Origin of the sequence: Methylobacterium nodulans ORS 2060 (genome assembly GCF_000022085.1) — a bacterium.
GTDB classification, from domain to species: domain Bacteria; phylum Pseudomonadota; class Alphaproteobacteria; order Rhizobiales; family Beijerinckiaceae; genus Methylobacterium; species Methylobacterium nodulans.
The window spans coordinates 3,046,933-3,071,528 of sequence record NC_011894.1 but is presented as its reverse complement, the minus strand read 5'-3'; the positions used below and the strand labels follow the sequence as shown (position 1 = coordinate 3,071,528).

The window sequence follows — 24,596 nt, the reverse complement described above, 5'->3', positions numbered from 1 at the left end:
GCCTCGTCGAATGACGAGAGGATGCAATGCCGCCCGTGCGGCAAGAATGCCGATTATTGGAGAAGGATCATCCGCTCCTGGTTGAAGGTGCCGGCCTCTCAGGGCCGGGACCACTCCGCTAGGGCGGTCTCTCGGGTGTCGATGGTCGGCTCGACCGACATGCCGGCGCGCAGCATTCCAGCTGTCTTACGATCATCCAGCACGATCTTGACGGGGATACGTTGGACGATCTTGGTGAAGTTGCCGGTGGCGTTGTCCGGCGGCAGCAGGGCGAACTCCAGGCCGCTCGCCGGCGACAGGCTATCGACGTGCCCCTTGAGCTTGCGTCCGGCGAACGTGTCGACCTCGACCTCGACAGGCTGACCGGGGCGAACGTCGGCCAGCTGCGTCTCCTTGTAGTTCGCCACCACATAGGCCGCGTCGAGCGGCACCACCGCCATGAGCTGTGTGCCGGCTTGGACGTATTGGCCAACTCGCAGAGTGCGTGAGCCGATCGTGCCGTCCACCGGCGCCACGATGATGGCGTAGGACAGATTAAGCTCCGCCTGGCGCGCAAGGGCTCTGGCACGATCACGCTGCGCCTCGGCCCGGCCGATCTCGGTAGCCAGGACCTCGATCTGCTGTTGCGCGGCGAGCTTGGCGGCTCGGTCGCGGCGCAACTGCGCCGTCTTTTCACTCAAGCCGGCCTCGGTGGCCTGTGCCCGCTGAAGGGTGCCAGCGCCGGTTCGAACGAGGGCTTGATATCGCTCGGCCTCCTCGCTGGCGAACTTGAGCGACGCCTGTGTCAGGGCGATCTGCGCATCCTGCTGGTCGACGACAGCTTTCTGCAGGGCGATCTGCGCACCGAGGTTGCGGATCGTGGCCTCGGCCGCCTCGACCTCAGCCTGCACCTGGGCGAGCGCCGCCCGGAAGTCGCGGTCATCGATACGGGCGAGGACCTGCCCGGCCTTGACCGGCTGGTTATCAGCCACGAGGACTTCGGCGATGTAGCCGGGTACCTTGGGGGCGACCGTGGTATAGTCTGCCTTCACATAGGCATCATCGGTCGAGACGAGGTACTGTCCGCGCACCCAGTAATCGTAGCCGAAGTCCGCGCCGGCAGCCGTGCCGCCGAGGAGGGCAAGCGCGAGCGCGACGCGCTTGAGCGTACGCCGACCTGGGTGGACCCGGTTCGGCGGAGCTTCAGCCGGGGAATTCTCGGCGGCCTCGATCGCGGAGCGGAAGGTTTCGGTGCGCGGCATCTCCGACATGGCTTCCTCCTGGCACGCGAGGTGCGCCGCGTGTTGATCGGCGCCCTCGCCACATGTCGAACAGAGTGCGATCCGCGAGCTCCGATGATAATCCTGGAACCGCGACAATCACCGTCAACCAGGAGCGGACAATGCCGATGCTCCCGTGGACCGACTGACGAGCCTCACCGTGTTCGGGCGGGTGGTGGAAGCTGGCGGCTTCTCGGCCGCCGCACGCCGGCTCAACATGTCGGTGACTATGGTCAGCAAGCATGTCCAGGCCCTCGAAGACCGCCTCGGGGCGCGGCTCCTCAATCGCACGACGCGCAAGGTCAGCCTGACGGAGGTCGGGCAGGCCTACTATGAGCGCTCAAGCCAGATCCTGGCGGAGCTCGACGAGGCCGACCGAATCGCCAGCGCACTGCACGCAACCCCGCGCGGCCGGCTCCGACTGCATACGGCGGGGCACATCTCCCGTTTCATGGCTCCTGTCCTGCGTGAGTACCTTGCCCGCTATCCCGCCGTGACTGTCGACCTGACCGTGGGCGACCGCATGGTCGACCTGATCGAGGACGGGTACGACCTTGCGATCCGCACGACGCCCCCGCCGGACTCGGGCCTCATCGTCCGCCGCCTCACGCCCTGGCGGCACGTCCTGACCTGCGCACCGAACTACCTCGACGCGCACCCGGCTCCTTTCCAGCCTGGCGACCTGGCTCACCACAACTGCCTCCGCTACGCCTTCTACCCGTACGGCGACGAGTGGCACTTCGAGAGTTCCGACGGCGGGCCAACGGCAGTGAAGGTCACCGGCAACATGGTCAGCAACAGCGCCGACCTCCTGCGCCTGCTCGCCCTCGACGGCAGCGGAGTCTTCCTGGCACCGACCTTCCTCGTCGGCGAGGATGTGGAGGCTGGCAGTTTGGTGCGGCTCCTGCCTGAGTACAAGCCGGTCGAGTTCGCGATCAACGCGATCTACCCGCACCGTCGCCATCTCTCGACCAAGGTGCGCAGCTTCCTCGACCTCTTGTCCGAGCGCTTCGCCGAGCACCGTCACTGGGTGGACGCTGCTCCGGCAAACTCCTGATCGGCCAGCCGGCGGAGCGGCAGCCGAGAACGGTTAGGGGTCGGGTGCTGTCAGCGGATGGTCTCGCCGCGTGGCGGTCAAGTTCCTCGTCTTGGAGGCGTTGGCCGCTAAGAATCTGTACGCGAAATAAATACTTACCAACTCATGTTGGTGACCACTGCAGCATTGTGATATGTCAATAATTATCTTCGGCATCTAGGATCATTTCTTTATCGCCATAGCCTGGGCTGCAACCTCCCGGTCACCGTCCATCGGCCCCTTCGAACCTAACTTGTTGACTTTTCAGCGAATTTATTCGCGTACAGCTTCTGAGCTCGAGTTTGGCCCTTTTTGGTCAGTCGTTGATCCAGAAGAGCGGCGTTGAGGCGATGTAGTCGAGGGCTTGGTCGAGGGGCGTGGTGGCGATGCCGAACGGCCCTGCGGCGCCCCAGCGTGCCCCGTTCCACCACGGCACCTGAACCGTGTCGGCCTCGCCGGTGGGCGTGAGCCGGGCGAGGGGAGCGCCGGTGCGCTCGCTCAGCAGCGCGTAGCCGTGGCCCGCCTTGTGCACGGCGACGCCCCCGCCGCGGGCCTGGTGGAACGCCTCAAGGCGCGCCTGCAGAGGATCGGGTCTGGCTGGCATGAGGAAGCCCTTGCACGCGACGCCGGGTTGAGGGCGCCAACGACACCATCGTGAGCTCGCCATGGCAAGGTTAGCCCCCTCCGATGCCGCAAACCCTGCCGCCGCGGTCGTCCCGGCTGTCCTGTCCACCTGGATGGCACCCTTGGCGGCCTGTTTCCCGTGCCCGACCTTCGCCAACCTCATGGTGCTCGTCGCCGGGGCCGTGCTCGCGCCCGGGCGGCGGACCGTGACCGCGGCGCTCAGCCGCCTGGGCCTGCGCGAGGGCGTGACGGTCAGCACCTATCATCGCGTACTCAGCCGCAGGCGCTGGCGCGCCCAGGCGACAGCACGCGGCCTGCTCGGGCTGCTGACCGCGGCGTTCGCGCCGAGCGGGCCGGTGGTGGTCGGCATCGACGAGACCATCGAGCGGCGCTGGGGCGCCAGGATCAAGGCGCGCGGGATCGATCGCGATCCTGTGCGCTCCAGCCATGGCCACTTCGTCAAGGCGTCGGGCCTGCGCTGGATCAGCCGGATGCTGCTCGCCCCGCTGCCGTTCGCCCAACGGGTCTGGGCGCTGCCCTTCCTCACTGCTCTGGCCCCTTCCGAGCGCTCCGCCAAGGCGCAGGGGCGCCGCCACAAGCAGCTCACCGACTGGGCGCGCCAGCTGCTGCTCCTGCTCGCGCGCTGGCTGCCCGGCCGGAAGCTCATCGTGGTTGCCGAGACGAGCTACGCGGCCATCGCGCTGCTCACGGCGGTGGGCCGTCGCCTGACCCTGATCACGCGGCTGCGGCTCGACGCGCGCCTGTTTGATCCGCCCCCGCCGCGCCGGACCGGGACGACGGGCCGCCCGCGCGTGTCGGGCGCCCGTCAGCCGACGCTGCTGCAGCGCTTGGCCAACGCGAAGGCGACCTGCGCAGCCAGGTGCTCGACGACCGCGGGCGCGAGATCGGCCTCGACCTCGGGAAAGCAGATGTGCTCGCGCCAGAAGGCGAGCTGGCAGGCGAGGCCGAGCTTGCCTTGATCGGGGTGGTCGACGGTGAGCGTGAGGTCCGCGGGCGAGCGCGTCCAGCGCTCGGCCAGTTCGTGCGTCGACCACACCCCTCGCGAATAAGACGGGCTAGATGCCCCTTTCCTGACTATTAGGCGCCCGCTGGCCGGCTTTCGTGCACGCAGGCTGCCGGGCGCCCCCAGCTAAGGTGTAGAAAACGCCGCTGGCGGCGCTTCCAATCGCTTTACGGCGGCACTGTCACTGTCATCATGACGGCGCTCCAGGACGGAGGCCGCCATGATCCGCGCGCTCGTCTTCTCGAATTCTTTCTTCATCCTGCTCACCGGGCTCGTCATCGCCGTCTAGCGAGTGGGACGAGCTTCAGTCCGAGACGACGATGATCACGAAGCGGCCGGTGATCGGGTCGAGAACGCGTACCTAGGCCATGAGGGCGCCCCTGCGGTTGCGCCCAAGTCAGCGCAGCTGAGATCTTGACCCTTTCGCGGCCGCTGGCGCCAGAGGCCGCCGTTGTTCCCACTCTCCACGACAACAGACGGAATGCCCTTTCCCGGGCTTTGGGCGGGCTCTGGACGGCTGCTAAGCTTTGCGGGCTACCCCCCCCCCCTTGGCGGCCAAGGCTGATCGGCCGCCGACGCGGTCCTGATGGGCTCCAGCGGCAGCGCGGGGCCGCACACAGGACAGCTTCGTTCCAGCATGCAGCTGTAGGTGCTCGCCCATGGCCACCATCGCAGACCTCCGCACGGCCAAGCGCCTGACTGACGAGCAGGTCGACGCCGCCGTGATGGGCTACCTTGCCCACCCCTCGTCTGGGCCCCGCCAGATCGCCGCTGGTCTGACCCTCGACATCGACGCGGCCGTAGCCGCCTGCCGCCAAGCCGCGGAGGCCATGCGGCGCAAGGACGTCACCGTTGCACGGCGACGGGTGGCCGTCCGGACCGCGATCCTGCTGGCGAGGACGGGATGAGGCTCCGGTCTCACACACGACAGAGAGCCGCTCCATTCGCATAAGGCGCGGTATGGGACGAGAAGAGCTGGCCACGGCAGGACCGGGTGGGCTAGGGCAATGCCGAGTCTCACCGGATCAAGCGGCGTACACCGCAGCATGGCATAACGCAGATGCCCCGCCGCGATGGTCCGCGGCGGCGCACGCCCTCGATGGGCATCTCCTCCCAAGACTTCGGGCCGCTCCGCAAGGACGGCTTTTCCTTTTGCCCTACTGGCTGGATCGCCTCTTGCTCGCGCGAGGCGACGCGCTACGCGTAAGCCGGTTTATGGGAGCTGCTGTCAAATGCGGTGTGAGGGCTCCCGGACGAAGATGGTCACAGGCACGCCTTCGGCAGCAATCTTCTGTTTCCAACGTGTGATACCGCCGCATGTAGGTTTTGACTCGTTCTTGGTTTTCAGCGGCTTCTCGGCGTGATTCGCTGCCCCCTCTGAACCGTGGAGGAGCAGGTGACCCGTGCGGTGGCATTCCAGACCGACATCGCCAGTGCGGCTGAGCTGCGGCAGTTGGCCAAGAGGGAACCGCGCCGGCGCACGGCCCAGCGCATGCTGGCGCTGGCCAACGCCCTCGACGGGATGAGCCGGGCCGAGGCCGCCCGCGCGGCCGGGATCGATCCTTCGACAAGCTCAGGATGAGAGGCAATCCCTCTGCAACGCGGCCAAGCGCTTCAACGCCGAAGGCTTGGCCGGCCTGATCGACCACCCGCCCGGCCGCCGGCCGGAGCGCCTGACGGACGGCGAGCAGGCGGTGCTGGTCCACCACATCCTGCGCGGGCCCGATCCGGATCGCGGCGAGCCGTCCAGCTGGACCCTGCCGGACCTGTGCCGCTTCATCGAGGCCCGTTTCGGCAAGACGATGCTGCCCCAGTCGATGTCGCGTCTGGTGGTGCGCAGCCGTGCAACCGCCCGGACTCTCTTTATGAGGTGCATCACGGAACGCGTCGGTAGACGCGTACACAACAGGCGCCTGATCGGCTCGACTCGTAGCCGTGGGAAGCCAAACTGATGATTAAGATCGATCAGCCTGCAATGGCACTGAACTCACATGACGTGCCTCAGCCTTGGTACAAGATGGAGAACACGCGCATTGTCACGCCGGATGTGGGCGCGCGCGATCTCCTGAACAACGTTGCTTCCGTGCTGGCCGACTTCCGCAGCCGGTTCCCAGGCAGGCGGCGCACTCTGGTGATCAATTGCCATGGTGCGATGGATCAGCCGCTTCTCGACATCGGCAAGGGTATTCGCAAGGCGGATGCTGTCCACTTCGGACTGATTGCACCCTACGTAGACGAAATTCTTATTGCTGCCTGTTTTGCGGGTAGCCACCTCGACTTCATGGGCGCTATTGCAAAAAACGCCAAGGCCACAGTGAAAGCTGGCGTTCAAAAGCAATATACAAATTATTCCGACAGCAAGGACAAGCCTTGCCTTGCTTACTTTCCTCCTGGTTTCATTGATGATTGGGACGGCCCGCTCATGACATTCAACGGGTTCGGCAGCCTAGCGAATATTGAAAATGCTGGGCCTTAACGTCTCAGGACGAACGCGTGGCTGCCCAATATGGTGAACCAGGAGCAAGGAGTGCGCGCGAGGGCGGCCGATTCGCATAAGACCGGCGTATGGAACCAGGTGAGTAACGCAGCATCAGGTCTATGCGGGTATAGGACGCTTACCGCTATGTGCAAAGCCAAGCGGCAGTTGTGCATTAGCAAAGAGAGACAGAGAGAGTTTCTCATTTTTCGATCTCAGAAGTGGAAGTATTTACTTTTCATGCTGTGTTTCGGAAAGTACAACTGGCCGTGCAACAGCAATTATTCCGTTATCGTGGAAGGCGCGTTGCACAGCAGCAAGCGCGGCTTTGCGTATCCCAAATTGATGACCGGCGCGGGCCTTGAACTTGCCACGAATGACAAGTGTGCCATCCTCAACTGCGGCAATACCCTGACTCTTAAATGTTTCCAGAAGATCCATCTTAAATTCCGGATTGTCTGCGAGTTCTTGCCCGATCTGCTTAAAGAGTTTACGCACTTTTTCGACGTCTGTGTCGAAGGCGACCCGGAAGGCCAGTTTTTCAATGACCCAATCGCGGCTGTAATTCTGCACCTTTCCAATCTGACCATAGGGGATTGTGGCGAGCGCTCCTCTCGGGTGTCGAAGCGAGACTGAGCGGATCGATATCTTCTCTATCCTTCCTTTGGCACCAGCGGTCTCGATGTATTCGCCCAAGCGGAAGGCGTCATCGGCAAGGAAGAACAGGCCCGAGACCACATCCTTGACCAGGGACTGTGAGCCGAAGCCGATCGCGAGACCGAAAACCGACAGTCCGGTCACCAGGGGCCACACGTTGATCCCCAGCGCCAGGAGGATCGACAACGCCGCGAGCGCGGCGAGCCCCGCCTTCGCCGCCCCGGCCACGAGGGGCAGGAGCGTGCCGAGCCGCGAGCGCGGAGCCTGCTCGACCTCGTCGCCGACGTGTCCTCCTTGCGAGGCTCTCTCCTCGGTCAGGAGGCGGTCAGAGGCCACACCGATCAGGTTCCAGAGGTAGGCGGTCGCGAGCATGATGGCCGCAATCCCCAGAGTGGCCTGGGCCAGCGTCCCGAGCCGAATGCCGAACCCCGAGGCGGCGGGTGCCCCCCACATGGCGATGAGAGCTGCACCGATCAGCGCGGCGAGCGCGAGGCGAGCGGTGCGGCGAGCCGCGACGGAGGCCGCCGGCACCGCGTCAGCCCTGAAGCCCCGCTCGGCCCAGACCGCGATCAGCCCGTCGACGTGGGGCCACATCAGCACGAGGGTCAGCGTGACCAGGGTTGCGAGCGCCGGCAGGGGTTGACCAAGTGTGCGTGCCACTTGCAACACGACGACGGTTACGACGACGATGCTGACAGCGATCGCCGGCCAGCGGCGGGCGAGGAACCGCCGCCCGTGGGTTCGGGGGCGCGGGCCGGCGAGCGCGGCCGCGAGGGGTCTGCGTGAACGACCGTAGGCGGTGATGATCAGACCGGCGGTCGGCAATGCGACGAACGCCGTTCCGACGAGATCCCGCAGGCCGCTTCCGGCGCCCCAAGCTGCCAGGGTCGTCAGGACGGCAATGCCGCCGAGCGCCCATGCCACCGCCGCCGCGAGCCCGCTGGCGAGTGGGGAGAGGCGCTTGCGCGGCAAGGGGGGTGGCGCCGCGACCACCACCATGACCCGGATCAGCGTCGAGGCGAGCGCGGCCAGCGGGACGACGAGCGCCCACGCGCGGAAGGTGCGATGCGCGGCCTCGGCCTCGCCGGAGACGAAGTAGGCTGCGATGAGACCCGCCCCCAGTGCGGAGGCGGCCGTGAGAAGGGAGCGGGTGATCCACCTGTCGCGCCCCTCAATCGCCACACCGAGAGTGCGGGCTGCCACCAAGTGAGCCGCGAGGCCCGTGACCAAGACAGCGACGACGCCGGCCAGCAGCCTCGCCGGAGACCAGCCGGCGGCGGTGAGAGCGGACCCGACAACGTCGAGGTCGGCACCGGTCGCGCCGACCCGCGTGAGCCGCTCCCGCAGCCCCGCCGAGAACACTGCCACGACGTGCTCCAGCGGCTCGATCACCTCCTCGGACCAGTCAGCGGAGTTCGGGGAGGCACTCGCCAGACCATCCCTCGCGGTCAGGATGACGATCAGGAAGCCGAGTTGAACGGCCTTGGCTGTCCTCAAAACATCAGTCGGGTGTGAGCAGTTTCGATCGAACACAGCAGGGGGTGTCCCGTCTTCGAAGCTGGGACAGCTTCGAAGCTTACTTGACCAGGGCAGCGGGCGAAAGTTGCTAAGCAGGCATGGACGCTGGAGCTCATCGGGACACGCCCAGGGTTCACGCACGAGGCATGCTGCCAGCTGAGCAGTATGGCCTTCCCTTGACATACAGGCCGCCCGATGCCGCGAACTACTCTGCCAAGTCCTCGGTCAGATGTGCCAGTTCTCTTGGCGTGCCAGCCTATACTGTCGCTGGCACACTCGTGACGAGTCTTGCCAGCTCTCATGCATGAACCCTGGAGACACGCCCTACTCGACAGATCCTGAAATGGCCTGTTTAGAAAACGACGGGAAACCTTCCACGCGAATTGCGCCCTGCCAGGCGCTCCAGCCCCTCAGCCGTCTGTGTGAGGAAACCCTGTCAGGAAATCAAAGGTCTGGAAAACGCTCGCAACCGGACGTTCCCGACACGCGCCGCGAACGTCAGCAAGGGGTCAGCCCCAGCCATTGCAGGAAGGCGTAGAGGGCCTCTATCCACCCCTTGCGGCCCCTTCATGGCCAAGGCGATTGGATTTTGATCTTGATGCGCCCCGCGCCCCGCGCCAGCAAGCCCGCCCGGCGCCGCCGCGCCGGGCTTCTTCGTTTCAGCGCTTCTCATCCGGCCACGGCACGTCTCGCCCGACCACCTTGTGGTGCGCCGGCAGCGGGCCGGACGCCCTCATGCCCCAGCCGGTCTCGGCATGGATCTGAGCATAGTGGGCCAGGATGTCCCGGCGGACCTCCGGTCGGCGCGCCCCGCAGCGGGAGCAGCGCAGGCGGAAGGCGAAGCGATCCGAGGACAGATCATCCGGGAATCGATCCGTCGCGATGACAGCGCGGTGCCCGCAGCCGATGCGCCGGCAGTAGACCTCGACCGTGGTGATGCCCTCGGCGCACAACAGGCCTGCCACCCCACCCCTATGGGTCCAGACCCCAACCGCGCGGGCTTTGTCGCTCCCAGGGTGCTGCCCGACGCTTGATTGGCCAAAATTGGGGTCAGACGTTGCGCCATATCTGGCAGCACCACTTGACCTTGCACCAAATTGGCATTCTATTATTTCGGTTTTCACATGAGACTAGCGGATCAGAGCTTCCTCGTGATCACGCAATGATAACCGCTGCACAACGCGGAGGAAAAGATGGTGAATCTCAGCAGGCACCTTCAAAGGCGGATTGAGTTCATCAGGGACACAGCGGAGGAAGAGGTTCACGAGGTTATAGTAACAATAAAAAGTCCAGATGCGGACGACGATGATTTTACCACAGGGCTGTTGGAGACCCTTCAGCGGCGTGGCGTCTCAAACTCCGCGCGAGATCTACTTCCAGTATCTAGAAGATTTTTGAGCGATGCGAACAGCGACACGCCAAGGAAAAGAAATGCTGCCCTGGAGCAATTGAAGAATGAAGACCGCAGTTTGATTGCGTACCTAGCGCAAGCAGCCCCCAACCTTACTGGCGCGGCTATGGGAGCGCTTACCTCTGCTCCCTTTGCGGCGGCCCTCCAGAAAGTGGTAAGGCCTGCCGTCAATATGATTGCCAATTCAGACATTGTCCAGAATGCGGCGAAATTAGTTACAAATATGCCAGGACAGGAGCCTGCCTCCCAGCCCGTCGGCTTCTGGACATCTTCTAGCGTCCTCCTGAAAGTGCAAGATCAAGGCCTGCAGAGGCTGGTCGAGGACCTAGTTAGCTTTAACATGCCAATTCAGGATGTCTTCCCGAACCAGCGTTTATCGCTTCCACCCGTGGCGACCCCGAAGAGCGTCCCTGGTACTGTAGAGGATAATAGAATCAGTGCTTGGGGATTGCGCTCCATCGGTGCGCTATCATCCTGGGGTGCATTCGGCTGCCGTGGCCAGAATATCCTAGTAGGTCTCCTCGATACCGGCGTGGACCCGAATCATCCAGATCTGAAGGGCAAAATTGCTCACTGGGCTGAATTCGATGAGCAAGGACGGGTGGTGCCGGGCTCAGTTCCACATGACACGGACAAGCATGGCACGCACTGCGCTAGCACAATCTGCGGGGGGGACAAGAGCGGTCGCTGGATCGGTGTGGCTCCGAAAGCGAAACTTGCGGCCGGAATTGTCCTAAATGGGAGCAGGGGCGGCACACTCGCCCAAATTCTTGCTGGCATAGACTGGGCTGTAGAGCGCCAAGTAGACGTCATTAGCATGTCACTTGGCAGCGTCGAGCTCACGGCGGAGGTTCCGCCGCCTTACACCAGGGCACTAAGCAGGGCGCTCCGGCTCGGCATTCCTGTCGTTACCGCCATAGGGAATTCAGGCAGTCAGACCACAGGTGCCCCTGGCAATGATATTTTAGCACTCGCAGTTGGCGCCACAGACCACATGGACCGGGCAGCAGGATTTAGCGGCGGTCGCACTGTCGTAATCCGGGATTCTCAATTCTTTCCGGCCAACCAGTTGCCGATCATTTACTCAAAACCGGAAGTGTCGGCCCCTGGTGTTGCTGTTTACTCGTCAGTGCCGGGTGGCAAGTGGGAATATCTAAACGGCACATCCATGGCGGCGCCCCATGTTGCAGGGGCGATCGCCCTTCTTCTTAGCGGGACAAAGATTAAGCAAAAGGTTCCGTCCTTCCAGCGTGCCGGTCTAATCCAGGACTTACTAACAGGATCCGCCGAGGAACTAGGAGAATCCGGGCAGAATCACAGATTTGGCTTCGGTCGAATCGACGTATTGAGGGCACTAGGTTTCGCCCGCGATTTGGGGTACTGTTGAGTGGTAAAGGGAGAATTTTCGCAATCGATCTTGACGGTATGATGAAAGCCTAAGAGTCCGTTGGGAAAGGGTGGCCAAGAGAAAATGCGGGATGATAGAGCATGTCTGCTCGTCTCGAATGGATGAATGGCCCCTCCTTGGTCTGGACCGCTGCAAATCGGCCGCGCTATGATCGTCGCAGCCAGAGATACCCGAGTGATATGACGAACGACGAGTGGCTCACCCTGGAGCCACTGCTTCCTGTCGCGGAGGGGATCGGGCGGCCCCGGACCTATCCTATTCGGGACATCATGAACGGCATCCGCTACGTGCAGCGGTACGGCATTCCCTGGGATGCCATGCCAAAGGATCTGCCGCCCGCCAGTCTCTGCTACGATTACTGGCGGTTGCTCACCGATGGCGGCCACATGGACCGGATCAACCATCATCTCGTGATGAGGGATCGTGAGAAGTCCGGGAAAGAAGCCAGTCCAACGCTGGCGATTGTGGATGCCCAGGCGGTGAAGTGTGACGCCCCGCAAGGCGAGCGCGGGTACGATGCGGCGAAACAAGTGCTGGGGCGCAAGCGGCATCTGGCGGTCGACAGCGACGGACGCCTGCTTGCGGTGATGATCACTCCGGCCAACGTTCAGGATCAAGAGGGCGGGATCCCGCTCGTCAAGCGCTTGGTTCGTCTCTGTCCCTGGATCAAGACAATCGTGGTGGACGGTGGGTACAAGGCCCGTTTCATTGAGGCGGTTCAGGCTGGCACGAGCCGTGTCGTGGAAGTGGTCGTACGGCCGCAATTTGGGAAGGGCTTTGTGCTTCTGCCGAAACGATGGCGGATTGAGCAAAGCATCGGCGCTCTCACGGTGTCGCGCCGTCTCAAGCTGGATTACGATACGCTGCTTCACATCTCGGCGGCGGCTATGCTTTTCGCCTCTATAACTCGGCTTCTCGCGTCAATCACTATGAAATGACCCTTTCCCAACGGACTCTAAGGCGTATAAGTGTCATTCTAGACGCAAATACCTCGTCTCCTAAAGGAGGGTAGGCAATCAACCGATCGCGCCATCCATAATGGAGTTTGCTAACGTGTCTGGGTTCAATGAACCAAAGCACGGACTGAACAAAATCCGTTCGACAACTCTCCGCCGAGAGGTGATGAACGAGAGCGGGTCGCCTTTGGTTGCCGTGGTCGAGGTTAGCCTACCTAATCCGAAGCTGGAACCAGTGATACCCAGGTCGAGCGGAGACGTTCGCGTCTCTCGCTTCCAGCTTGTCGGGCCAGAGCCGGATCCCGAAGAGGTCAACCGACGCGTCAACGATGTGCGGCGTGCGATCGAGGAGATCACCGGCAAGCCACCAGAAAACTTCCTCGCGTCCTCGGGAAGCTTTGTTATTGAGGCGAATGGAAAACAGCTCCTACGCGTGGCTGATCTGCCAAATGTTGCTGCGATCTGGCCAAACAAAAGTCAGTGAAGTCAAGCAGCTATGCATGTAGCGCATGTAGCTTCGGATTAGACTCTGGACCCGTAAGGGTGGAGCGGATGGTCGCGATATAGCACACACCGCAGCTTGCATGTTCTGATTTTGTTCTATCATCGGCGCCTGCGCGAGTCTCGCGTGGATGGAGGGGAGCCGATGGCCGGTGCGGATGCCACCCTGCAGATCGTCTGGGCGTGCGACCACAAAGGGGAGATGCGGGCCTGGGCGCTGCCCTACGACAGCCAGTTCGAGGTTGCGGGGGATCAAATCGATGTGACCTACGATCCGGCGCGCAGTGGGCAGGTCTGGACGGCAGCGGTGATGCGAGGGAGTTGCGTCGTCTACCGCCTCACGGCCGCGGAGGTGCGGGCGCTCGTCGGCTGCTACGAGCTGCGGGACTGTCGGGGCAAGCGCTATCTGCGACGGTCCTGCTGCAGCATCCACCTCAGCCGCCCGACCGTCCCGACCGAGATGCCAAGGTCATCCGCGATGTCCGCCCGTGGCCGGTCCGCCAGGATCACCGCCGCCACGTCCGGCGCCCGCCACCAGCCGGCCGGGCGCAGCGATGGACCGAAGAGGGCAGCCCGCGCCTGCGAGGCGCCGCCGACCGAGCAGCCGTGACGCGCTGCGAAGGCCTCGATCGTGAGGTCCGCCAGATCTTCCGCCCGCGCCTCCCACCAGGCGGCGTGGTCGGCGATGTAGTGGTGGCCAAGCAGCCGCCGGATGCGCTTGATCGTGGACGCGCCGATCGGCAGGCCCAGCACCGCCACCATCAGCGCCGCCGTCCCCCGCCGCGGCTCCAGGCGCGCCTCGAGGGCGAGCACGCGGGCCGCACCGTGCTCATCGTAGGCGCGGCGTGGGTTGCGGCGACTCATAAGGTCTCGCCGCTCCACCTCATCCAGAAGTAAGTATCATCAGTCCCGGGACGAAAACTCAGAGAAACACTAACCTTGGATCTGCCCGTTTTAACAGGCGTCATTGTAGCACCAGGGCAGAATTCATTCAGCCAATCGTTGATTTGGTTATAGAGGCGGACGGGGAACGTCGGGTACTTAGGCATCGCAATGATCCTTAATCAATGGGCTCTAGATACCCTGCCGTACTCGGTGGCGTCAAAATCAATCTCGCCGTCATACCGGCCTCGCCAGCAGGATCGCGGTGCGCACCGCATTGCGCCGCTGCGCTTCGGGCACGCTCTGCTTTGCCAGCATCTCGACCTCATATGAGTTCGCTAAGTGCCCGTTTGAGAATGCGTGTGAACCACAATGGGTCGTAGGCTACCGTATCGCACGGCTACGACATCTTGTGCTCAAGCTGTATTCTCAAACAGTCTGTAAGACGGATACGGCATTTGTATATCAAATAGGCGGTCGTTTGGGTGTAATAAGAATTGTAACCGGAGCATTTTGGTCAACTTCGCCGAAAAACATACCGTACTCAGGGATTTCGCCTTCGGAGAACTCAGCTCCAACCACCCGGAGCGCCTCACTTGTTAGGAATGTGTCTTTGTTTTTGTTGTTTTTTTATGATACCTTGAAAAGATATGGCCGTTTATGCTTGGAAATCAGACATTTACAGTCCATCCTGATTTATCAGACAAAGATTTCATCTGGTTCGCAAAGTATGTTGACTCCGGATCGTTAGGTATGACAAGCATGTTTACGCGTGACGGTTTGCGAGAAAGCACTCTCGCTGCCTCAGAAAGTCGTTCATTGTCCAACTTGCGCCATGCGAAACTCTTTTCAAGTTTAAGCCGTTCGACAGCTTCGGTTTCGGCTTTCTCGTTTGCCCTCGCAGCGCTTTCGCGGGCGCTCTCGGCAGTAGCATTGGCTTGTGCTACCTTCTGAGCGGCCTCAGCCTTATACAATTCCAGGGCCCGATCCTTATCCCATCGGGAGATCAGACCAAAGATAAAAATCCCAGCCGTTGCGATAACAGCGAGTCCGGTCGATGCAAGATACGTCAGATTTGCCTTTCGTCTTAGCGTAGTGTTTTCCTCGCCGCGCTCAAACGCGTTGTTCAACCGCCATAGCTTCACACTTGCATACGCCGCTATGCCAGTGCAAACTAAATAAATCAGGTTGAATGCTATGAGCAGAACGTCCATAGAATTAGTCATGATCGCTGCATTCGCAGTTTTTGCTATTTGGATCTGCTTTACAATTCTTTGGGCGTTTTACGCTGGATCATCGAATGCCAAGAAAGATCGCAACGCTGGCGCTGCGCATAAGGCGGACGCGCCAAGGCACTGAGCCCGTTGTCATAACGATCGTGATCGGTGATCATTTCCCTCATCCATCGGGTGATTTGCATCTCCGATGGTGAACGAGGCCGGGTCGTTTCTACAAGCGCCCGGCCTTATCTGTTTGTGCAATTCTCGCGATAGTTGTGCGCCAGCTCCGCCCGAACTCCCACACCGGGATCCCGCGATACCGCCCCGGCTTGTGCCGCGGGATCGTCCAGAGGTGCTTCCGCATGAAGTCGGCCCGCACCTCCAGGACCGGGTAGGTGGACGGCAGCAGCACGCCCGACCAGTCGCCGCGGATCACTCCCGACTTGGGGTGGACCCCGAACAGGGTTGATCATATCCCAGCCGAGCCGGTCAGCTTCGGGCCCGAAATCGTCGACGAAGCGCCGGCAGTTCGCGAGCGTTTCGGCCCATTCGTCCGGCCGGAAGCCGGGGCATGGCGGGCTGGCCCGGTGACAGGCTGGCGAGCCCGCGGCTCCATTCGAGGACCGTGGGGGAGGGATCGGATAACGGGGAGCTTGTGCTCATGCCCTTTGCCGCGAGAGTGGCCCGATCGAGACCAGGACAGAGTGGAAACAGACCGCGGTAACACGCCTCAGAAATAGGATGAGAAAGCACCACCTAAGTCATTGAGAGATAAGTGGTGCCCAGGGGCGGAATCGAACCACCGACACTGCGATTTTCAGGAGCGTTGTATATCATTTGTTTTCAATATGTTAGCGCAAAGCGAAGCTGTCTAACCGACCTTTGAGAAGCTTGGGCTTTTCCGCCAGTTTGTCTAACCTACCCGTCGCATGACCGAGCCCGACTTTGACCTCTCCCCCACCGTCCTCGCATGGAGCCGCGGGCTCGCCAGCCTGTCGCCCGGACAGCCGCCGTGCCCTGGCTTCCGGCCCGAGGAGTGGGTCGAGACGCTCGCGAAACTGCCGGCGCTTCGTGGACGATTTCGGGCCACCGCACGCTCCTGACCGCTCTCAGGCGGGTATGGCTATCCGAGGCTTGCGTGATGACCGATGCGGCCGGTCGCGCACTTGCCTTCCGGATCACGGCCCGATCAGGTGCATGAACTGTCTCCCGCCATTCAGCCCCTGGACCAGCTGCCCAGCGTGCCGCTCTGGGTCGCGGTCGACCGCGGTTACACCAGCTATCGCTTTCGCCTGCACCTCTGGAGGTTAGAGGCACGCGCGGCCATCCCGCCGCAGCATCATGAGGCGCCGGTCGCCTGCCTCCGTAGGATCGACATTAACAGCAGCCGCGTCGACCGGCTCTGGGCGCGGCTCAAGGAGCGGCGAGCTATGGCCACCCGCTACGAGAAAACCGCCTCGAGCTTCCTTCGCGTGATTTGCCTCACTGCCACGATCGACTGGCTCAAGTGACGACAGGCCGCAGTCCGAGTTCAGGCAGTACAGGGTTTTCGAAGTGTCCGACCAACAAGCCGCAATTACTTCCAGCACGACAGCCCAGTCATCATCCGCTTCAATACCATCGACCCTCCGCGCTCCTGCCGAATCTTGATCAAAAAGGTTGATCTGGGAGTCGAGTTGGGCTCTGCTCGCCTGAAGCTCCTCACGCCATTTGGGAGGAGGCCATGCTTCGTACCCCGCTGTGCAAAACATTCGGGATCGAATGGCCGATCTTTACCGCCCCCATGGGACCTGTCACCGGGCCGGAACTGGCTGCGGCGGTAAGCCATGCCGGCGGTCTGGGCATCATGTCGTTTGGTGGGAACCCACCACCCGTGCTGCGCGAGAACATCCGTCGCCTGCGCTCCCTGACGGACAGGCCGTTTGGTATCAACGTTCTGCTGCGCGGGCCGCATCTACCGTTCCCAGTCGAGGCCGTCATTGACCTGTGCCTAGAAGAACAGGTCCCGGTGCTCTCCACCTTCTGGGGCGACCCGACGCCGTATGTTGCAAGAGCGCACGCGGCCGGCGTGAAGGTGATTCATCAGATAGGCTCGGTGGCCGATGCTCAACGGGCGGCCCAGGCCGGGGTCGATGCCATCGTCGCACAAGGTCTTGAAGCGGGTGGTCACGTCGCTGGGGAGGTCACCACGATGGCGCTCCTGCCACGCACCGTAGACGCGATCGCGCCGCGTCCTGTGATCGCAGCCGGCGGGATCGCAGACGCCCGGGGGCTCGTTGCCGCCCTGGCGCTCGGCGCACAGGCTATCATGATCGGCACACGGCTGATCGCCACGCCGGAGGCTTACGCGCATCCGGTGTACAAGCAGAAAATTTTAGCAGCCACAGAAGATCAGACCGTGCGTACGACCCTCTTCGGCCATGGCTGGCCGGACGCGCCCCACCGCACACTGCGCACCCCGTTTGTCGAACGCTGGTTACCCGAAGAGGCGCGTGGCAGCGAACAGCGACCTGATGAGCCCCGCATCGGCGAGACGCGGATTGGCGGCCAGCCCGTGCCGCTCCTGCGCTTCATGGGATTTCCTCCCACTCCCGATGCTTCCGGCGATATCGAGTCCATGGATTTCCTCGCAGGCCAGAGCGTCGGTCTCGTCCAGGAGATCAAGCCTGCTGCCGATGTCGTCCGTGAATTGGTGGAAGGCGCCCAGCGCCTCCTCTCCCAGTTAGCCGCCCGCGATTAAGCCACTCCGCCTCGAAGCAAAAGAGAGGCGGATCGGGAAAGTTCTGTTGGTCTGAGGTTGTACTTGACGGAATCCATGGACACGGCCCAACTGAGATCGCCCACTGCCAGGAAGGCAATGCTCTCCACGGATCCTCTTGAAAACGCTCTGATCAATTTCGCCACCAACACTCATGGCACGATCCCGCAAGGCTGACCACAGAGGCCGTAAATGCATTGCTGCCGCTGGGGTACCTGGGCCGGTGCGAGAGCACTGGACAGAGGTGAGGGCTAGAGCGCGCGGGGAGCGCCGCTCCGAGCAGGCCTTTTCGCACTTGTCAGTTGGTCGCCTCAGCAATCTGGGGCTGTTGATAAAGTCTCGGCTGCGATGGCGAGTGATCCTGCGGCCTGATTCACTTCGCCGAGGCTGCCGGAGAGCTGCGCATGCTCGGCCACAAGGAACGCGATCAGGGCGAGCTCTTCATTACGGGCTCGCTGCGCCAACTCCTCCCCGACGACCACATCCTGGTGCGCGTCGACCGCGTCCTCGATCTCGCATGGCTGCGGGCTGAGGTCGCCGACCTCTATTGCGCGGACAACGGTCGGCCCGGCATCGACCCGGAGGCCGCCTTGCGGCTGATGTTGGCTGGCTTCCTGCTCGGGATCGTGCACGACCGGCGCCTGTTGCGGGAGGCGCAGGTCAACCTCGCCATCCGCTGGTTCGCAGGCTACGGCCTGCACGAGGCGCTGCCGGACCACTCGACTCTGACGCGCATCCGCAGCCGCTGGGGGGCCGAGCGCTTCCAGCGCATCTTCCAGCGCACGGTGCAGGCCTGCGTGTCAGCTGGGATCGCCAAGGGCGAGGTCGTGCATGTCGACGCCTCACTGATCCGCGCCGACGTGAGCTGGGAGAGCCTCGTTGCCGAGCACGTGGAAGCCGTGGCCGAGAGCAACAGCGACGCGGCTGCACTCGCCGAGCGCAACGCGAAGCAGACCGGCCGCTATAAGAAGGTCTGCCCGACTGATCCCGATGCGACGATGGCCACGAACGCGCGCAATCGCCGCCTGGAACCTGCCTACAAGCAGCATGCGGTCGTCGATGACGTGCGCGGCGTGGTGCTCGACGTTGAGGTCACCACCGGTGAGCTGAACGAGGGGCAGGTCATCCTAGCGCGCCTGGATGCGACCGCCGCGACGACGGGACAGGCCATCGTCACCGCGACGGCGGACGCGGGCTACGCCTACGCCAAGGTCTACGGCGGGCTGGAGCGGCGCGGCATCGACCCACTCATCCCAACCAAGGCCGAGCCGATCCGCTCGGCCGTGCCGCTGCGCCGCTTCCGCTACGACGCACGCCACAACATCGTGACGTGCCCGCGCGGCAAAATCCTCACGCCTGGCAAGGTCCAGAAGCATGGCCGTTTCTTCGTGGCGCGCAGCCGTGACTGCCGATCCTGTTCGCTGGCGAAGCTCTGTCTTCCCCGCGGGCGCAGTGCCCGCGCGGTGATGATCAGCGCGGACTATCCGGCCCTGTTGCGGGCACGACGGCGGCGCGAACGCTGGTCGGCCGAGGACCAGCGCCTCTACCAGCGCCACCGTTGGCGGTCGGAAGGCTTCCACGGCGAGGCTAAGACGTGGCACGGGCTCGCGCGTGCCGTGCGTCGCGGGCTGGCGAACATGCGCATCCAAGCGTTCCTGACCGCAGCCGCGGTGAACCTGAAGCGCCTCGCGGCTTCGCTTTGGCGTGTCCTGCTCCACTTCTTGGGGCTGCTGGACCTCGTCCGCACGGGAGAAGAGCCCGCCCGGTCCGTTCGGCCGGCCCTCGCGCTGATTGCCATCGTCGGCCGCTGAACCACTGCTCGGTGCCGTCACATGCCGGGTTCTTCAACAGCCCCAATCTCCACAGGATGAGCAGTATGGCAGTCAAAACGCGCCACTTTTCGAAAGCTGAAATGGTAACAAGTGCTGACGCCTGCTGCCCGTCGCCGACCGCTAAGCCGCCTGTGCGCTCGGAGCCGGCGTGGGCGCGTCTATGGCGCGCAGATAGACGTCGAGCAGCGTCTCGTGCTCGTCGCGCTCGTCCTGGTCCTGCTTGCACAGCTTGATGATCTCCTTGAGGATCTTCACGTCCAGGCCGTCGCCCTTCGCCTCCAGGAAGATCTCCTTCTTGGCCTCGTTGAGCTCCTTGATCTCCTCTTCGAGCTTCTCGACCCGCTCAATGATGCTGCGAAAGCGGTTGCTAGGAATGCCAGCCGTCTCGCTCATAGTTGCTCCTTGCTACGGACGAGCAACGTCGGACATCGCGGTAAGCGAGGCGTTAAGCTGGTGCCGCTTGCTACCTGACGAACAGGTGCTGCTGGGCCTCCTCATGAGAGGGGCCCGCCGCGTTGTACCGCGCGGACTGGGTCATCCGATCAGCGAAACGCGGTGATCACGAAGGCTCGGATCCGGCCTTCGATAGCGCCACGGCCGAACCGGTTCGCCAAAGCCTCGGCCGCCTGCTCCGTTGCATCCTCTAGCCGAGAGGCATCGCGAGCTTCGATCTCATTTCGCAGCGGTGTCCCTTGGCAGTAGGCAACCGCAACGTCACGCGGCGCGAGGGCCGTGCTCCGCCCCTCCACGATGTCGACAGAGATGTCCTTAAAGTGCGTCGTCTTCAGATCCTCGCTGATGCGGTCCACATCGTGATAACCATGCGGGGTGCGGGCCAGGAAGCAAGGAGGGCTGTCCGGGAAGAGTCGTGACAACGACTCCGTGACCGTTTCGGCGAATTCGTTTGCTGAAATCTGGTCCCATATGTTGAAGAGGAAGCGCCCCCCTGGCCTCAGAACCCGGTAGGTTTCCCTGTAGCCCTGAGCTTTGTCAGGGAAGAACATGACGCCGAATTGGCAGACCACAACGTCGAAGCTCTGTTCCTCAAACGGCAGCGCCAAGGCGTCAGCCTGCCCCCATGTTACGCGATCATCGCGCAAGCGCTGCGCTGCATAATCAATCATTGGCTGATTGAGATCGGTTGCGACGACGTGAGCAGACGCGGAAAGTTGTAACGCCATCGCTCGTGTGAGGGCGCCGGTTCCTGCGGCAATTTCCAACACATCCTGCGGATCAAGCTTGGACAGCCGCTTGGCGAGATCCAGTGCGTAATACGCGAAAATGAGTGGGACTAGGAATTGGTCGTAGATCTGAGGGATTGATCCGGCGAACAGCTTGTCGGGTGCAGTCATCGGACCACTCGTCGCACATCACAGATTGTAGCACATAATACCACAACCGCTCATCGTTAGGAAGCGAAGTGGAGCCCGGGCCCACAGGTATGATGTCTGTTTGGGTCCGTTCAGGCTGCTTTCGGCAATTCGCGAGCACTAAGTCACCGACGCGAGCAACCCAAAAGGCAGCGCCGCAACCCCATCGCTTTCCGGCGGACTGGCCTTTCCCGATCTCGCGCTGCGCCTCCGCTGCTCCGCCTGCGGCTCCCGGGAGGTCGGGGTGATGCGCGACATGCTGGCCCACTATGCTCAGATCCATGCGCCCCTTCAGCCGTGGTTCGACAAGACGTGGAAGCCCGGTGATTTCGAGCTTGTGAACTAGGCCCCGCGGTTCAGCGGTTCGGCTCCACGAAGAATGTGGTTCGAACTGTCCCATTTTGGCCCGGAATATGACAGTGCAGGTTGGTGCAGGAAGAAAACGACTGCAGTGTTGCGGCCCGCACAATTACATCCGCACCAGGGTTTGCAGAATAGCAATGATCCCAACATAGGGCCCGAATAGCAGGATGAAGGGTACAAACTTCAGGACGACACTGATGTAAAGCAGAAAAGCCAAGGCGCCCCAGCCAATGGGTCTGCCCTTTTCGCGTAAGAATTGCTCGCGCTGAACAGGGTCGAACAGGCGCGCTCGACTGGCTGCACGGGAGGCCCGCACAGCAGCCGACATCATGATCCGATCGGCTCCCAACCCCACAGCCAAATGTAGTCCGAGACAAAGGAGCACGGACAGGATCACGAACCAGGGGCTCACATAGTAAGCGCGGCTTCCCGGATCGGAGAGCTGGGCTATTCCGAGCGCAATCCACAAGGCGCAGAGGATTAGCAGAAGCGTGATCCACCGGCGACGTCGCAGCGCCCACAGCCATGGCAAGGCACCGGCGAAGGGGTCAAGCCACACCGGCCATTCACCTCGGCTCCGGAGGGACTGGTAGGCCGACAAATATTGGGGCGTAGCCTCAAAGAAGGCGCGAGCATCGCGCTCATCCAGAAACTCGATCACTTCGGGACCGCTCTCGCTTCCCGGCCACTGGCGCTTGGGGTCGCTTGCAAAGAGCGCCTCGCGGATTAGCGTGAGAAAAGCGGCACCATGCCGTGGCCCAAGCACGGCGTGGATGACGGAGTCGTCGTGACACCAATCGAATACGGTCGCGGCTTGAACCACCAACGGGCAAAGCCGGTTAAAGTAGTCCTGAGACATTGGCCCGGTCTCAGGCTGCCCCTTCCGGCCCAGCAGCTCAACCACCTTGGCCTCGACCTCCTGGCGTGGGCCTTGGGGCAGAGTGCTCGCTTCCTGCAGAACCGCGGAGTAGGCCACCGCATCGACAGCTTCCCATGACGATCCAGCGATCGAGCCCAAGCGTCTTGCGAGTTCCTGAGCCTTCTCCCAGTGGCCTGCTGCGGCCTCGAGTTCCGCGAACCCATTGATCCGAATGGAGACCGCCGGACCGCCTTCGTGGGGGGCCGCCTCCGGTCCATCCTCGTCAATGCCGGTGAGCGGCTCTGTTGAAATCATCGCTTCGGGTGCAAGCGGGGCTTCGACTTGCCGGAGCCCTGACGCTTGACGAAGCGCACTGTCACGCGCCTCACGGAGGCGCTGAAAGCCGTTCGGATCAGCATCTGGCCGGACTGCCTTCACCTTGCGCGCGTAAGCCCGCCGGATCGCTCCGATATCGGAAGTCGGCTCAAGCCCGAGGACTGTCCACGCGTCCGACATGGAGATCACACGAGCCGAAACGTCGTTCGCTCGATCCGATCGAGTTCGGCGCTGAACTCGGTGCGGATCCGGTCGTGATCGCGGATCGCGGGATCGTTGATCTCGCGCGCAAAGCGGCTCATCAGCATGGCGACTATCTCGCGCTGCTCCCCTAATAGCTCCTCGTAGAGAGCCTCGGCGCGGGCAAGCAGGGCACGGCTAGGTGCCTGCTCGCGAGGGGGCACCTTGATCTGCGACAGGGCCGCAAACCTTTGATCCAGCTCGGCTTCGGACAGGTTTGCGGCGTTTCGGAAGACACGCCGCTCCCGCGCGCCGGTCGAAAGCGCAACGACCTCCACCTCAAGTGCGCCGTTGATGTCGTAGGTAAAGCGGACCTCGATCTTCTCCTTGCCGGCAGGCCCGGCCGGGATCGGGATTTGAAGCTCGCCGATCAGGACATTGTGATCGGGCTGGCGGCTCTCCCCTTGATACACCCGCAGCGTGATAGCGGTTTGATCGTCATCCACGGTGGTCAGCAGCTGAGAGCGGCTGATCGGCACGGCCGAATTGCGCTCGATGATGGGCAACATCACCTGGGCCGCGTCTCGCGTCCGGGGCGTCTCTATGACGGAAGTTCCCAGCGTAAACGGGCACACGTCCGTCATGACGATGTCTTCCAGAGCCTGGTCCCGGACCTTCAGGCCAGCTTGAACAGCCGCGCCCAGAGCGACCGTGGTGTCCGGGTCTATCTGCACCAGCGGCAACTGCCCGAAAAGACGCGCCAACATTGTGCGGATCATTGGCATCCGCGTCGCGCCCCCGACGAGCACGATGGCATCGATCTCCCTCAGCTTCATCCCGGAGTCTCCGATTGCCCGCTCCAGCGGAGCCCGAAGGCGAAGGAATAGTGGTCGGGAGACGTCCTCGAAGCGCTCACGAGTGATCTCGCCCTCCAGCAGTTGACCCCTAACCCGCAGCTGGTACTCCGCACGCTGAGCCGAACTCAGGGCTTGCTTGAGCTGCTCCGCGGTTCGCAAGAGCCGCGCTGCATCACTTCGTGGCAAGGTTGCGCTGCCCAACCGATGTCGGTCGGCGATCACGTCCATGAGTGCGCGCGTGAAGTCGTCACCGCCCAAAAAGGTGTTCCCCGCGGTGGCCCTGACCTCCATGACGCCTTCGAAGCTTTCGAGCAGCGAAACATCGAATGTCCCACCGCCGAGATCAAAGACGAGGAACAGCCCTTCGCGTCGGGAGTGAAGGCCATAGGCCAGCGCCGCTGCCGTGGGCTCGTTGACGAGGCGCTCGACCTTCAGTCCTGCGAGCCGGGCCGCATCCAGGGTCGCCTTCCGCTGAATATCGTTGAAGTAGGCCGGCACCGAAATAATCGCTTCGGAGATAGGCTCCCCGAGCTGCGCCTCGGCATCAGCCTTCAGGCTCCTGAGAACCAAAGCAGAGAGCTCCTCAGGCCGGAAGAGGCTGCCTCGGCCAAGCCGAACCTGTCGAGACGACCCCATCCAGCGCTTGAAGGACGAGATCGTTCGCTCTGGAAAGGCTACGAGGCGGTCCCGCGCGGCCTCGCCGACTAAGATGGCATTATCTTCGTCCAATCCGACGATGGACGGGGTCAGATGTCGGCCGAGGGCATTGGGGATGAGCTGCGGTCCGTCCACCGTCCAAGCGGCTGTAACCGAGTTGGTCGTGCCAAGATCAATGCCAATGACAGACACGTCAGATCCCCTGTCCTGGGACGACAGATCCTAGCCTGTTTCCACATAGCTGTCGCTCCCGCCGGGACTGATGACGAGAACTCGGCGTGTGAAGGATCAGGGCGTGTCGCCCACAGCATGCCTAAAGAGGCTGTACGCGATTGAATCCCTTGCTGGGCCTGGGTTTGGGCGACGAGCCGCC

Annotated in this window: 23 protein-coding genes; 12 read left to right on the top strand and 11 right to left on the bottom strand. The window is 62.7% G+C overall.

Annotated features, from left to right (window positions below):
* Positions 1-98: 98 nt before the first annotated feature.
* Positions 99-1,250 (bottom strand): HlyD family secretion protein, encoded by a 1,152-nt coding sequence (locus MNOD_RS14180; RefSeq protein ID WP_015929602.1) that lies wholly within the window; start codon positions 1,248-1,250, stop codon positions 99-101.
* 145 nt (positions 1,251-1,395) lie between these two features.
* Between MNOD_RS14180 and MNOD_RS14175 the strand changes: the two genes are divergently transcribed.
* Positions 1,396-2,316 (top strand): LysR family transcriptional regulator, encoded by a 921-nt coding sequence (locus tag MNOD_RS14175; RefSeq protein WP_015929601.1) that lies wholly within the window; start codon positions 1,396-1,398, stop codon positions 2,314-2,316.
* Between the two features lie 334 nt (positions 2,317-2,650).
* Here the strand turns inward: MNOD_RS14175 and MNOD_RS48040 are convergent, their stop codons facing one another.
* Positions 2,651-2,938, bottom strand: a complete 288-nt coding sequence (locus MNOD_RS48040; protein WP_043748711.1) for a hypothetical protein — start codon at positions 2,936-2,938, stop codon at positions 2,651-2,653.
* 142 nt (positions 2,939-3,080) lie between these two features.
* On the opposite strand from MNOD_RS48040, the gene MNOD_RS49020 reads away from it, so the two are divergent.
* The 5 genes from MNOD_RS49020 (at position 3,081) to MNOD_RS14145 (ending at position 6,458) form a co-directional block, all read left to right on the top strand.
* Positions 3,081-3,938, top strand: a complete 858-nt coding sequence (locus tag MNOD_RS49020) for an IS701 family transposase (RefSeq protein WP_063748564.1) — start codon at positions 3,081-3,083, stop codon at positions 3,936-3,938.
* 703 nt (positions 3,939-4,641) lie between these two features.
* Positions 4,642-4,890, top strand: a complete 249-nt coding sequence (locus tag MNOD_RS14160; RefSeq protein ID WP_015929599.1) for a hypothetical protein — start codon at positions 4,642-4,644, stop codon at positions 4,888-4,890.
* A gap of 488 nt (positions 4,891-5,378) precedes the next feature.
* On the top strand, positions 5,379-5,564 hold the full coding sequence (locus MNOD_RS14155; protein WP_043751208.1) for a hypothetical protein: 186 nt from the start codon (positions 5,379-5,381) through the stop codon (positions 5,562-5,564).
* 46 nt (positions 5,565-5,610) lie between these two features.
* Positions 5,611-5,934: a COG3415 family protein gene (locus MNOD_RS14150; protein ID WP_043748707.1), complete on the top strand. Its 324-nt coding sequence runs from the start codon at positions 5,611-5,613 to the stop codon at positions 5,932-5,934.
* Positions 5,934-6,458: a hypothetical protein gene (locus MNOD_RS14145; RefSeq protein ID WP_015929598.1), complete on the top strand. Its 525-nt coding sequence runs from the start codon at positions 5,934-5,936 to the stop codon at positions 6,456-6,458. The genes MNOD_RS14150 and MNOD_RS14145 overlap by 1 nt, the downstream gene beginning before the upstream one ends.
* Before the next feature lie 231 nt (positions 6,459-6,689).
* On the opposite strand, the gene MNOD_RS14140 is transcribed toward MNOD_RS14145, so the two are convergent.
* Complete coding sequence (locus MNOD_RS14140; protein WP_015929597.1) at positions 6,690-8,648, bottom strand: mechanosensitive ion channel domain-containing protein; 1,959 nt, start codon at positions 8,646-8,648, stop codon at positions 6,690-6,692.
* Between the two features lie 644 nt (positions 8,649-9,292).
* On the bottom strand, positions 9,293-9,598 hold the full coding sequence (locus tag MNOD_RS14135; RefSeq protein WP_015929596.1) for a hypothetical protein: 306 nt from the start codon (positions 9,596-9,598) through the stop codon (positions 9,293-9,295).
* Positions 9,599-9,826: 228 nt separating this feature from the next.
* Between MNOD_RS14135 and MNOD_RS43205 the strand changes: the two genes are divergently transcribed.
* From MNOD_RS43205 to MNOD_RS46505, 3 genes are all read left to right on the top strand, one after another.
* Positions 9,827-11,431 (top strand): S8 family serine peptidase, encoded by a 1,605-nt coding sequence (locus tag MNOD_RS43205; RefSeq protein ID WP_015929595.1) that lies wholly within the window; start codon positions 9,827-9,829, stop codon positions 11,429-11,431.
* Positions 11,432-11,532: 101 nt separating this feature from the next.
* Complete coding sequence (locus MNOD_RS14130; RefSeq protein WP_015927380.1) at positions 11,533-12,390, top strand: IS5-like element ISMno12 family transposase; 858 nt, start codon at positions 11,533-11,535, stop codon at positions 12,388-12,390.
* Between the two features lie 184 nt (positions 12,391-12,574).
* Positions 12,575-12,892, top strand: a complete 318-nt coding sequence (locus tag MNOD_RS46505) for a hypothetical protein (protein ID WP_157091463.1) — start codon at positions 12,575-12,577, stop codon at positions 12,890-12,892.
* A gap of 419 nt (positions 12,893-13,311) precedes the next feature.
* Here MNOD_RS46505 and MNOD_RS46500 read toward each other — a convergent pair whose 3' ends face one another.
* From MNOD_RS46500 to MNOD_RS49950, 3 genes are all read right to left on the bottom strand, one after another.
* Positions 13,312-13,773 carry a hypothetical protein gene (locus tag MNOD_RS46500; protein WP_015929594.1) on the bottom strand — a complete coding sequence of 154 codons (462 nt, stop codon included), beginning with the start codon at positions 13,771-13,773 and terminating at the stop codon, positions 13,312-13,314.
* 689 nt (positions 13,774-14,462) lie between these two features.
* Positions 14,463-15,005: a hypothetical protein gene (locus tag MNOD_RS46495; RefSeq protein WP_157091462.1), complete on the bottom strand. Its 543-nt coding sequence runs from the start codon at positions 15,003-15,005 to the stop codon at positions 14,463-14,465.
* Positions 15,006-15,055: 50 nt separating this feature from the next.
* Complete coding sequence (locus MNOD_RS49950; RefSeq protein WP_280113458.1) at positions 15,056-15,184, bottom strand: hypothetical protein; 129 nt, start codon at positions 15,182-15,184, stop codon at positions 15,056-15,058.
* Between the two features lie 975 nt (positions 15,185-16,159).
* Between MNOD_RS49950 and MNOD_RS14115 the strand changes: the two genes are divergently transcribed.
* The 3 genes from MNOD_RS14115 to MNOD_RS14105 all read left to right on the top strand — a co-directional run bounded on the left by MNOD_RS14115 (position 16,160) and on the right by MNOD_RS14105 (position 19,580).
* A complete protein-coding gene (locus tag MNOD_RS14115) occupies positions 16,160-16,522 on the top strand; it encodes an IS5 family transposase (RefSeq protein ID WP_015929591.1) in 363 nt (120 codons plus the stop codon).
* Positions 16,523-16,734: 212 nt separating this feature from the next.
* On the top strand, positions 16,735-17,751 hold the full coding sequence (locus MNOD_RS14110; RefSeq protein WP_015929590.1) for an NAD(P)H-dependent flavin oxidoreductase: 1,017 nt from the start codon (positions 16,735-16,737) through the stop codon (positions 17,749-17,751).
* 422 nt (positions 17,752-18,173) lie between these two features.
* On the top strand, positions 18,174-19,580 hold the full coding sequence (locus MNOD_RS14105) for an IS1182-like element ISMno17 family transposase (protein ID WP_015929589.1): 1,407 nt from the start codon (positions 18,174-18,176) through the stop codon (positions 19,578-19,580).
* 141 nt (positions 19,581-19,721) lie between these two features.
* On the opposite strand, the gene MNOD_RS14100 is transcribed toward MNOD_RS14105, so the two are convergent.
* From MNOD_RS14100 to MNOD_RS14085, 4 genes are all read right to left on the bottom strand, one after another.
* Positions 19,722-19,994 carry a DUF2312 domain-containing protein gene (locus MNOD_RS14100; RefSeq protein WP_015929588.1) on the bottom strand — a complete coding sequence of 91 codons (273 nt, stop codon included), beginning with the start codon at positions 19,992-19,994 and terminating at the stop codon, positions 19,722-19,724.
* A gap of 149 nt (positions 19,995-20,143) precedes the next feature.
* Positions 20,144-20,953, bottom strand: coding sequence for a class I SAM-dependent methyltransferase (locus MNOD_RS14095; RefSeq protein ID WP_015929587.1), 810 nt, complete (start codon positions 20,951-20,953; stop codon positions 20,144-20,146).
* A 487-nt stretch (positions 20,954-21,440) separates the two neighbouring features.
* The gene (locus MNOD_RS14090; protein WP_157091461.1) at positions 21,441-22,709 is read right to left on the bottom strand and encodes a J domain-containing protein; all 1,269 of its coding nucleotides are present in this window, start codon (positions 22,707-22,709) and stop codon (positions 21,441-21,443) included.
* A 5-nt stretch (positions 22,710-22,714) separates the two neighbouring features.
* A complete protein-coding gene (locus MNOD_RS14085; protein WP_015929583.1) occupies positions 22,715-24,415 on the bottom strand; it encodes a molecular chaperone HscC in 1,701 nt (566 codons plus the stop codon).
* Between the last annotated feature and the right edge of the window lie 181 nt (positions 24,416-24,596).

Bases quoted from the DNA above. Each gene is read 5' to 3' on its own strand.
- MNOD_RS14180 (WP_015929602.1), bottom strand. From the start codon at position 1,250: ATGTCGGAGATGCCGCGCACCGAAACCTTCCGCTCCGCGATCGAGGCC.
- MNOD_RS48040 (WP_043748711.1), bottom strand. From the start codon at position 2,938: ATGCCAGCCAGACCCGATCCTCTGCAGGCGCGCCTTGAGGCGTTCCAC.
- MNOD_RS14160 (WP_015929599.1), top strand. From the start codon at position 4,642: ATGGCCACCATCGCAGACCTCCGCACGGCCAAGCGCCTGACTGACGAG.
- MNOD_RS14145 (WP_015929598.1), top strand. From the start codon at position 5,934: ATGATTAAGATCGATCAGCCTGCAATGGCACTGAACTCACATGACGTG.
- MNOD_RS43205 (WP_015929595.1), top strand. From the start codon at position 9,827: ATGGTGAATCTCAGCAGGCACCTTCAAAGGCGGATTGAGTTCATCAGG.
- MNOD_RS14130 (WP_015927380.1), top strand. From the start codon at position 11,533: ATGTCTGCTCGTCTCGAATGGATGAATGGCCCCTCCTTGGTCTGGACC.
- MNOD_RS46505 (WP_157091463.1), top strand. From the start codon at position 12,575: ATGAACGAGAGCGGGTCGCCTTTGGTTGCCGTGGTCGAGGTTAGCCTA.
- MNOD_RS46500 (WP_015929594.1), bottom strand. From the start codon at position 13,773: ATGAGTCGCCGCAACCCACGCCGCGCCTACGATGAGCACGGTGCGGCC.
- MNOD_RS46495 (WP_157091462.1), bottom strand. From the start codon at position 15,005: ATGGACGTTCTGCTCATAGCATTCAACCTGATTTATTTAGTTTGCACT.
- MNOD_RS49950 (WP_280113458.1), bottom strand. From the start codon at position 15,184: ATGATCACCGATCACGATCGTTATGACAACGGGCTCAGTGCCTTGGCG.
- MNOD_RS14115 (WP_015929591.1), top strand. From the start codon at position 16,160: ATGCGGCCGGTCGCGCACTTGCCTTCCGGATCACGGCCCGATCAGGTG.
- MNOD_RS14110 (WP_015929590.1), top strand. From the start codon at position 16,735: ATGCTTCGTACCCCGCTGTGCAAAACATTCGGGATCGAATGGCCGATC.
- MNOD_RS14105 (WP_015929589.1), top strand. From the start codon at position 18,174: ATGCTCGGCCACAAGGAACGCGATCAGGGCGAGCTCTTCATTACGGGC.
- MNOD_RS14100 (WP_015929588.1), bottom strand. From the start codon at position 19,994: ATGAGCGAGACGGCTGGCATTCCTAGCAACCGCTTTCGCAGCATCATT.
- MNOD_RS14095 (WP_015929587.1), bottom strand. From the start codon at position 20,953: ATGACTGCACCCGACAAGCTGTTCGCCGGATCAATCCCTCAGATCTAC.
- MNOD_RS14090 (WP_157091461.1), bottom strand. From the start codon at position 22,709: ATGTCGGACGCGTGGACAGTCCTCGGGCTTGAGCCGACTTCCGATATC.